We start from the raw sequence: 8,284 nt of genomic DNA on the forward strand, positions 1-8,284 counted from the left end.
GACACGGTGCTTCAGTGTCCCAGCACCTGCGACAGGAACTTCTTTGTCCGCTCGCTTTTCGGTGCGTTGAAGAAGGTTTCGGGTTCGGCGATCTCGACGATCTCGCCCGCGTCCATGAAGATGACGCGGTCGGCCACGCGGCGCGCGAAGCCCATCTCGTGCGTGACGCAGATCATCGTCATCCCCTCGGAGGCCAGCGCCACCATGACGTCCAGCACCTCCGAGATCATCTCGGGGTCAAGAGCCGAGGTCGGCTCGTCGAACAGCATGATCTCGGGCTCCATGCACAAAGACCGTGCAATGGCGACGCGCTGCTGCTGGCCGCCCGACAACTGGCCCGGATATTTCAGCGCCTGCTCGGGGATGCGGACCTTTTCCAGATAGCGCATCGCGTCGGCCTCGGCCTTCGCGCGCGGCACCTTGCGGACCAGCATGGGCGCGAGAACGCAGTTCTCCAGCACCGTCATGTGCGGGAACAGGTTGAAGTGCTGGAACACCATCCCGACCTCGCGGCGGATGCCGTCGATGTTGGCCACGTCGTCATTCAGTTCCGTCCCCAGCACGGTGATGCGGCCGCCGTTATGCTCCTCAAGCCGGTTGATGCAGCGGATCATGGTGGACTTGCCGGACCCCGAGGGTCCGCAGATCACGACCTTCTCGCCCTTTTCCACCGTCAGGTTGATGTCCCTCAGGGCGCGGTAGCTGCCGTAATACTTGTTCAGCCCCTCGATCTGGACAGCGGGCCGGGTGGTGTCGATGCCGTTCATGGGTTCCCTCATCGGCTGCCGACCGCCATGCGCCGTTCAAGATAGGCGCCATAGCGGGACAGGCTGAAAACGAAGACAAAGTAGATCAGGGCGATGAAGGCGTAGACCTCGCGATAGGCGAAGGTCCATTCGCCGGTTCCGTAGGCGGCGTTGCCGGATGCGAGGATCTCGAAGAAGCCCACCACGATCACCAGCGAGGTTTCCTTGAACGAGATCACGAACTGGTTGATCGTGGCCGGCAAAGCGTTCCGCATCGCCTGCGGCATCAGGATCTTGCCGATGCGCTGCCAATATCCCATGCCCAAGGCCATCGCGGCTTCCTCTTGGCCCTGCGGCACGCCCTGCAGGCCGCCCCGGATGATCTCGGCCTGGTAGGCGGCGAAGAACAGCGCCGCGCCGAAGATCACGCGGTAAAGCTTCCCGCCCTGCAGCATGTCGGGCAGCATGAAGGGGACGACGACCGCGAAGGCGAACAGGATCGACAGCAGCGGCAGCGAACGCACCGCGTCGATCAGCATGCCGGTGCCCTTCGAGATCACTGGCAGCTTCGACCGCCGCATCAGCGCCAGCACGATCGACAGCGGGAAGCCGATCAGGCAGGTGCCGACGAAGATGAACAGCGTCAGGGCCAACCCGCCCCAGGCCTCCTCTCCGATGTAGGACAGTCCGAAGATGCCACCCTTCATCAGCACGTAGAACGTCGCCGTGCCGATGATCCAGACGGCGGCGAGCCGCCGGCCGGCCCAGAACCGGGGAAGACAGCTCAGCACGATCATGGCGACGACCGTCACGCAGGCCAGCGCGGACCGCCATTGTTCCGCATAGGGGTAAAGGCCGAAGAAGATGATCCGCCAGCGCTGGGCGATCACAGTCCAGCAGGCGCCCTCGGCGGCGCGGCAGTCCTGGGCCGTGGCGCTGGCGCTGAACACCGCCGAGAAGAACGCCCAGTCGAGCAGGTTCCAGACGATCCAGACCAGCAGGGCAAGGCAGACGGCCGAGATCAGGGATTGCAGTGGCGTCGGGAAATAGCGGCGCCGGACGGTTTCCAGCAGGCCTGTCTGGCGATCATGCGGCACGGCAGTCGGGAAACTCGTCATCGCCTAGCTCCGCAACTGATTGCCCCTGAGGGCGATGGCCTTGTTGATGCGATTGAAGATCGCGGCGATGCTGAGGTTGATCGCAAGGAAGCCGGCCATGAGGATGCCGATGGCCTCGATCGTCTGACCGGACTGGTTGATGGTGACGGCGACGATCATGAAGAAGTCGGTGAAGCCGATGGCGATGCCCAGCGTCGTCGCCTTGATCAGCCAGATATACTGGTTCGCCAGGATCGGCAGCATTGCCCGCAGGGCCAGCGGAAAGCGGATGCGGCTGAAGGCCTGCCACGGGCTGAGGCCAAGGGTCCAGGCGGCCTCGACCTGGCCGCGGCCGACCGCCTTGAAGCCGCCGCGGACGATCTCGCCGATATAGGCGCCGCCGTAGATGCCGATGGCGACCAGCAACGCGGTGAATTCCGGCGAGACGCGCAGGCCGCCGCGGATGTTCAGCCCCTGAAGCTGAGGGACGCCGATGAGCGGCTGACCCGGAACGCGGCCAAGGGCCAGCAGCAGGACCGCCAGCAGAAGGCCTGCGGCAAGGGCGCCCAGGATCAGCGGGCGGCGTTCCTCGCGCGGGGTTGCGATCCGGCGCGTGGTCGCAAGCCACAGGGCAAGGATCAGTGCTGCCACGAACGCCGCCGCCGCCGCCGCGAGATACCAGCCGCCGACATTCAGCGCCGGCATGTAGATGCCGCGATTGGACAGGGTCAGCGGGCCGAACGCGATGGCATTGCGCGGATTTGGCAGATGCGTGATCAGCGCATACCAGAAGAACAGCTGCAGGATCACCGGGATGTTGCGGAAGATATCGACATAGATCCGCCCCAGCAGTTGCAGCAGGTGGTTCGACGATGTGCGGGCCATGCCGACGATGGCCCCGATCAGCGTCGCCAGCACCAGCCCCAGGATGCCGAGGAACAGGGTATTCACGATCCCCACCACGAAGAACCACCAGTAGGGGTCGTTCGCATTGGCCGGCAGAAGCGAGAAGGCGACGTCCCAGCCGGTCGATTTCTGCAGGAAGCCAAAGCCCGACACGATGCGTTGCGATTGCAGCGTGGCTTGCGCGTTGGTCCAGCCGCCGATGACGATGAACAGCACCACCGCCAGGAACAGCGCCTGCAGCAGGATGTTGCGAGCCTTCTGGTTGCGCAGGATGTTCATCGGCCAACCCTTCCGCCAGAGTGGCAGGCCCCGCCCGCTTGAAGGGCGGGGCCCTTCGCGTCAGTCGATCAGATAGGGGTAAAGGACGCCGCCGTCCTTCCACAGCGCGGTCATCTCGCGGTCCATCTTATACGGCGAATCCTTGCCCAAGGTCCGGTCGAAGATTTCCGCGTAGTTCCCCATGTTCTTGATGACATTGTAGGCCCAGTCGTCAGCCAGCCCCAGCGGCGTCCCCATTCCCAGGTTGACGCCCAGGAACTTGGCGATCTCGGGGCTGGGCGGATTGGCCTTGATCTCGTCCACATTGGCCGAGGTGATGCCTTCCTGTTCCGCGAACCACAGCGCCGACAGCGTCCAGTTCGCGATATCGACCCAGTTGTCGTCGCCCTGCCGCATCACGATGACCTCGGGTTCCAGCGCAAGCACATCGGGCAGGATGTCGTGCTCATCGACATTGCCCTTGGCCGCGCGGGCGATGGCGAGGACCGGCCCCCACTGGGTGTAAAGATCGCAGCGGCCCGAAAAATAGGCCTGTTCCAGTTCCTCGGTCTTCTCGATCAGGACCGGCTCCAGCGTCACGCCGAGCCGGGCCGAATAGGAGGCGATCTGCTGCTGCTGGGTGGTGCCCGCGGGCACGCAGATCGTGCCGCCGTCGGCATCCTGCAGCGAGGTCAGGCCCAGCGACTTGTGGGCCATGATCTTGGTCGTGCCGAGATAATAGGACAGCGAGAACTGCAGCCCCAGTTCGGCGTCGCGGCTCAGCGTCGCGCCCGAGGCCTTGATGACCATGTCGACCTCGCCGGTCTGCAGCGCGGGCCAGCGCTGCGCCCAGCTGATCGGGACGATCGTCACCTTCGCCGGATCGCCGAAGATGGCCGTTGCGACCGACCGGCAGAGGTCGATGTCCAGCCCTTTCCAGGCGCCCTGGTTGTCGACCTCGGCAAAGCCGAGATACGAGCCGTCATGGCCGGTGCACAGCAGGTTGCCGCGCGCCTTCACCGCCTCAAGCGTTGGGCCGCCCGCCGCATGGACGGTGCCCGCCATCAGCGCCAGCGCCGCCGCCGTCGTGCCGAGTTTCATCAGTTTCATCTCTGCATCTCCCTTGCTTTGCGTGGACTTGTTCTTGCTCTTGGGTCGGCCGGGTTCCCCGGCGTTCCTGTCCGGGCCGGCAGATGCCGCCGGAACCTCATCCCGCATCGCCCAGCCCCGGTCCGCCTTGGGAAATGCGGCGATACGCCCGTTCTCCGCCGCTCAGGCGTAGATGTAGCCCCCGGAAACGATGACGTTTTCGCCGGTCATGTAGGTGTTCTTCGGCCCTCCGGTCATCAGCACCCATTCCGCGATCTCGGTCGGCTGTGCCCCCCGACCCAGTGGGCTGGCCTTGGCGAGTTCATCGAGGAAGCCCAGTTGCCGCGCCCGTTCCGTGGCCATCCCTGCGGGGGCGACCGAATTGACGAGGATGCCGTCCGAGGCTGCGTGATGGGCGAAGGACCGGGTCAGGCTGACCACCGCCGCCTTGGTCGCGGCATAGTGGGCATTCTGCGGATGGGCCTTGAAGGCATCGACCGAGGTCAGGTTGACGATCCGACCCCGGACATGATCGCGCGGTTCCTGCTGCTGCATGTGGGCGATGGCGGCCACCATCATGTGATAGGTGCCCTTGATGTTGACCGCGTTCGAGGCGTCCCAGTCCTCGTCGCTGATTTCAAGGATCGGGCGGCGGGGATAGATCGCGGCGCAGTTGATCAGCGTGTCCACGCGGCCCAGCGCCCCGACCATCTCGGCAAAGGCTGCGTGGCATTCAGGGCCACGCCGGATGTCGGCGGCAGCGGCGGCCGTCGGCAGGCCCTTGGCGCGGGCGCGGTCCACGGCGGCATCCGCGGCCTCGCGGTTGATGTCGATGATGCCCAGCGCGGTCGCGCCCGCATCCACGGCCATGTCCGCCAGCAATGCGCCAAGCCCGGCGCCGCCGCCCACGATGACAACAGAAAGACCGTTCATTTCTTCACCTGCGCGGGAGTTGAGGGACGGGTCGGCATGATGTCGAAGCGGGTGACATCGGCCCATTCGGGCAGAGCGAGGACGGCGCGGACCATCTGCGCCACGTCCTCGGGCTGGACGGCCTTGCTGGCGGAATACATCGCCGTCCGGGCGTCATCGTCCAGGATATCCTCGTACAGCGCGGTCTCGACCCGGCCCGGGACGATCTCGGTCACGCGGATGCCATGCGGCGAGAGGTCGGCGCGCAGGGCTGCGGCAAAGCCCGAGATGCCCGCCTTGGAGGCCGAATAGACCGCCATGTTCGGAAAGGCCGTGTGCGCCGCGGCCGAGCCGGTGAAGACCACATGCCCGCTGCCCCGCTGCCGCATCTGCCCCACGACAAGCCGGGTGAGATGGATCACCGAGGAAAGGTTCACGGCAAGCGTCCGATCGATGTCCCCGGGGTCGGCATCGGCGAAATTGCCAAGGGGCGGCATCATCCCGGCATTGTTGATCAGGACATCGACCTGCAGGCCCGACAGCGCCGCCGCGACCGCCGCCCGGTCCGTCACGTCCAGTTGCAGCGCGTTGATCCCGGCGGCGCGCAGTTTTTCCAACGCCGCGGCATCGCGCCCCACAGCATGGACGGTATGGCCCGCCTGCGCCAGATCCAGCGCAATGGCGCCGCCGATGCCGCTTGTCGCCCCCGTGACCAGTGCTGCGGTCATCCCTGCCCTCCTTCTGCCATCGGTCGAGTGTCGGGTCCGAGGGCCGGAATCAAAACCAAGAAAATGCCCGGGATGGACAAGCAGAACTTGCCGATCATCATCCTGCTCTCCGGTGATTCATGGCTTCAGTCCCGCCGCCAGCCGCGTCAGGATTGCATTCACCGCCTGCGTGTCCGCGGGCTTGCCCGCGGCCCCCGACTTGGCGGCAAAGGCGCGGATGCGTTCAAGGCTGTTGGCCAGGTGGTCGCGCATCACCGCCCGCGCGGCGGCCGGGTCACCCTGTTCGATCGCCCGGACGATGGCCTCGTGTTCGGCATGGATGCGGTCGTAATAGGCGCCCTTCATCCCGGGCGTGACGACGCGGGCCAGTTGGAAGCGCGGCACGATGAAGGGCCGCAGGTATTCCAGGAAGGCCAGCATGAACTCGTTGCGGGCGGTCTGCGCGATCTTCAGGTGGAAGTCGTAATCGTAGTGGATCTCGACCGCCGCAGGGTCCGCGTGCCGCGCATCCACCTGCTCCATCAGACGGCGGATATCCCGCGCCTCGGTATCCGTGCGGCGTTCGGCGCAGAGGCCCGCGGCCTCGACCTCGACGCTCATGCGCAGTTCCAGCAGGGCGATGGTCTCGGGCAGGGTCTGCAGGTCGTCCTCGGAAATCTGGAACCGCTGCGTGGGCGCCTCGCTGACGAACATCCCCCGGCCCTGCTGCGGGATGACCAGCCCCTCGGACCGCAGCCGCGCGATGGCCTCGCGCACCACGGTGCGGCTGACCTGGTATTCCTCTCCCAGTTCCGCCTCGGTCGGAAGCTGGACGCCCGGCTGCAACTGTCCCGAGGCGATCTTGCCCGACAGGTCTTCCCACAGGATCGCCGAAAGCGGCTTGCGCCTAGCCATGGGCTTCCCTTCGTTCCTGCCCGCCGCCACGGGTTCAGCCCTCGCGGATCGGGTTGCCGCGCAGGTAATGCGCGTAAGGGGCCTGGATAAGCCAGCCCGCATCCACGGGCAGCGTCACGCCGGTGATCGAGGCGGCACGGGGCGAACAGAGAAACAGCGCCGCCTCGGCCACATCCTCGGGGGCCACGAAACGGCGCAAGGCGGTGGTGGACCGGATGGCCTCGGGGTCGCGCTCGCCGGCCGCGATCCTGGCCTTGAGCCCGTCCGACAGCGTATAGCCGGGCGCCACCGCGTTCACGCGGATGCCATGCGGCCCCAGTTCCGCCGCCAGAATCCCCGTCAGCGCCAGCACCGCGTGCTTGCCCGGCGTATAGGCGGGCAGCGACAGCGGCGCAAAGGACGCCAGCGAGCCGACATTGAGGATCGCCCCCCTTTCCTGCTGCTTCATCAGCCGCCCGAAGACCTGCGAGCCGACCAGCGTGCCGCGGTAGTTGATGCGCCACAGCCGCTCGTCCTCGTCCAGATCCTGATCGAGCACGCGCTTGCCGCTTTGCAGGATGCCCGCGCAGTTCACCAGCACCTCGGGCGTGCCGAAGACAGTGTCCGCTTGGTCGGCAAGCGCCTGGACCGAGCCGGGATCGCCCACATCGACGGCCAGGAACCGCGCGACAGGTGCGCCCTGCCCTTGGCACTCGGCGGCGACCGCCTCGCCTCGCGCCGCATCGCGTCCGGCCACGATCACCTTCGCGCCCGCCTGTGCGAACCGCAGCGCGATCGCGCGGCCGATCCCGGAGGTGCCGCCGATCACGACGGCGCTTTCGACCTCAGCCATGCGACCGCTCCGCCCGGTCGATGTCGAAGAACCGCGCCATCGCCTCGGTCTGGAAATCCATCATCGGGCGGCCCGGCTGGGTGCGGCAGCCGATACGCCTCGCCTCGCGCAGCAGGGGCGTTTCCGCCGGTTCCATGATGATGTCCACGACGGTCATCGACGGGTCCAGCTTCGCCACGTCCAGCGGCAGCGGGTCCTCGGGCTTCAGGCCCATGGGCGTGGCGTTGACCACAAGCTCCATGCCAGTGGGATCGGCCGGCCCGACCTCGATCCGGCAGTCGGGGAAGGCCGCCGACACCAGCGCTGCTAGATTGGCGGCGCGGTCCGCGTCCACGTCGCTCAGCCGGATTTCAGCCGCGCCTTCCTCGGCCAGGCAATAGGCCAGCGACGATCCCGCGCCACCCGCGCCCACCTGCAGCACCCGCTTGCCCCTGATCTCGTGGCCCGCAGCCTTCAGCGCATCGATGAAGCCCACGCCGTCGAAATTATCCGCGAACCACGAACCATCCGGCAGCCGGCGCACCGAATTGGCGCTGCGCACCCGCGTCGCGCGGTCGTGCCCCGAGGCGCATTTCTCGAAGACCCGTGTCTTGAAGGGGACCGAGACGATCACGCCGCGCACGTTCTCGGCGGCCGTCAGACCGTCCCAGAAGGCGTCGAAATCCTCGGGACGGCAGCTCAGCGGCACCATCAGGCTGTCGAGGCCCTTCTGTTCAAAGATCTCGTTGAATATCCCCGGGCTTTTCGCATGGCCCACGGGATGGGCCAGCATGACGAAGACATCGGCCTTGCCGGTTCCGCGCATCATTCACCGCCTTTCGA

General features: G+C 66.4%; 9 protein-coding genes. All 9 read right to left on the bottom strand.

Going from position 1 to position 8,284, the window contains the following annotated elements; genetic code table 11:
• Positions 1 to 11: 11 nt before the first annotated feature.
• The 9 genes from Q4F04_RS08075 to Q4F04_RS08115 all read right to left on the bottom strand — a co-directional run bounded on the left by Q4F04_RS08075 (position 12) and on the right by Q4F04_RS08115 (position 8,270).
• Positions 12 to 767: an amino acid ABC transporter ATP-binding protein gene (locus Q4F04_RS08075; RefSeq protein WP_303369322.1), complete on the bottom strand. Its 756-nt coding sequence runs from the start codon at positions 765 to 767 to the stop codon at positions 12 to 14.
• An 8-nt stretch (positions 768 to 775) separates the two neighbouring features.
• The gene (locus Q4F04_RS08080) at positions 776 to 1,864 is read right to left on the bottom strand and encodes an amino acid ABC transporter permease (protein ID WP_303369323.1); all 1,089 of its coding nucleotides are present in this window, start codon (positions 1,862 to 1,864) and stop codon (positions 776 to 778) included.
• Between the two features lie 3 nt (positions 1,865 to 1,867).
• Positions 1,868 to 3,028 (bottom strand): amino acid ABC transporter permease, encoded by a 1,161-nt coding sequence (locus Q4F04_RS08085; protein ID WP_303369324.1) that lies wholly within the window; start codon positions 3,026 to 3,028, stop codon positions 1,868 to 1,870.
• Positions 3,029 to 3,088: 60 nt separating this feature from the next.
• Positions 3,089 to 4,117 (bottom strand): amino acid ABC transporter substrate-binding protein, encoded by a 1,029-nt coding sequence (locus tag Q4F04_RS08090; protein WP_303369325.1) that lies wholly within the window; start codon positions 4,115 to 4,117, stop codon positions 3,089 to 3,091.
• A 162-nt stretch (positions 4,118 to 4,279) separates the two neighbouring features.
• A complete protein-coding gene (locus Q4F04_RS08095) occupies positions 4,280 to 5,029 on the bottom strand; it encodes an SDR family NAD(P)-dependent oxidoreductase (RefSeq protein WP_303369326.1) in 750 nt (249 codons plus the stop codon).
• Positions 5,026 to 5,736: an SDR family oxidoreductase gene (locus tag Q4F04_RS08100; protein ID WP_303369327.1), complete on the bottom strand. Its 711-nt coding sequence runs from the start codon at positions 5,734 to 5,736 to the stop codon at positions 5,026 to 5,028. Before Q4F04_RS08100 ends, Q4F04_RS08095 begins: the two co-directional genes overlap by 4 nt.
• 117 nt (positions 5,737 to 5,853) lie before the next feature.
• Positions 5,854 to 6,630, bottom strand: coding sequence for a FadR/GntR family transcriptional regulator (locus Q4F04_RS08105; RefSeq protein WP_303369328.1), 777 nt, complete (start codon positions 6,628 to 6,630; stop codon positions 5,854 to 5,856).
• A gap of 34 nt (positions 6,631 to 6,664) precedes the next feature.
• Positions 6,665 to 7,462 carry an SDR family NAD(P)-dependent oxidoreductase gene (locus Q4F04_RS08110; protein WP_303369329.1) on the bottom strand — a complete coding sequence of 266 codons (798 nt, stop codon included), beginning with the start codon at positions 7,460 to 7,462 and terminating at the stop codon, positions 6,665 to 6,667.
• On the bottom strand, positions 7,455 to 8,270 hold the full coding sequence (locus Q4F04_RS08115) for a shikimate dehydrogenase (RefSeq protein WP_303369330.1): 816 nt from the start codon (positions 8,268 to 8,270) through the stop codon (positions 7,455 to 7,457). The genes Q4F04_RS08110 and Q4F04_RS08115 overlap by 8 nt, the downstream gene beginning before the upstream one ends.
• Positions 8,271 to 8,284 lie beyond the last annotated feature (14 nt).

Source organism: Paracoccus sp. (in: a-proteobacteria) (genome assembly GCF_030536915.1).
Taxonomy (GTDB): Bacteria; Pseudomonadota; Alphaproteobacteria; order Rhodobacterales; family Rhodobacteraceae; genus Paracoccus.

Coding starts and splice junctions, on each gene's coding strand:
- Q4F04_RS08115 (WP_303369330.1), bottom strand. CDS start 8,270: ATGATGCGCGGAACCGGCAAGGCCGATGTCTTCGTCATGCTGGCCCAT.
- Q4F04_RS08105 (WP_303369328.1), bottom strand. CDS start 6,630: ATGGCTAGGCGCAAGCCGCTTTCGGCGATCCTGTGGGAAGACCTGTCG.
- Q4F04_RS08080 (WP_303369323.1), bottom strand. CDS start 1,864: ATGACGAGTTTCCCGACTGCCGTGCCGCATGATCGCCAGACAGGCCTG.
- Q4F04_RS08095 (WP_303369326.1), bottom strand. CDS start 5,029: ATGAACGGTCTTTCTGTTGTCATCGTGGGCGGCGGCGCCGGGCTTGGC.
- Q4F04_RS08090 (WP_303369325.1), bottom strand. CDS start 4,117: ATGAAACTGATGAAACTCGGCACGACGGCGGCGGCGCTGGCGCTGATG.
- Q4F04_RS08075 (WP_303369322.1), bottom strand. CDS start 767: ATGAACGGCATCGACACCACCCGGCCCGCTGTCCAGATCGAGGGGCTG.
- Q4F04_RS08100 (WP_303369327.1), bottom strand. CDS start 5,736: ATGACCGCAGCACTGGTCACGGGGGCGACAAGCGGCATCGGCGGCGCC.
- Q4F04_RS08085 (WP_303369324.1), bottom strand. CDS start 3,028: ATGAACATCCTGCGCAACCAGAAGGCTCGCAACATCCTGCTGCAGGCG.
- Q4F04_RS08110 (WP_303369329.1), bottom strand. CDS start 7,462: ATGGCTGAGGTCGAAAGCGCCGTCGTGATCGGCGGCACCTCCGGGATC.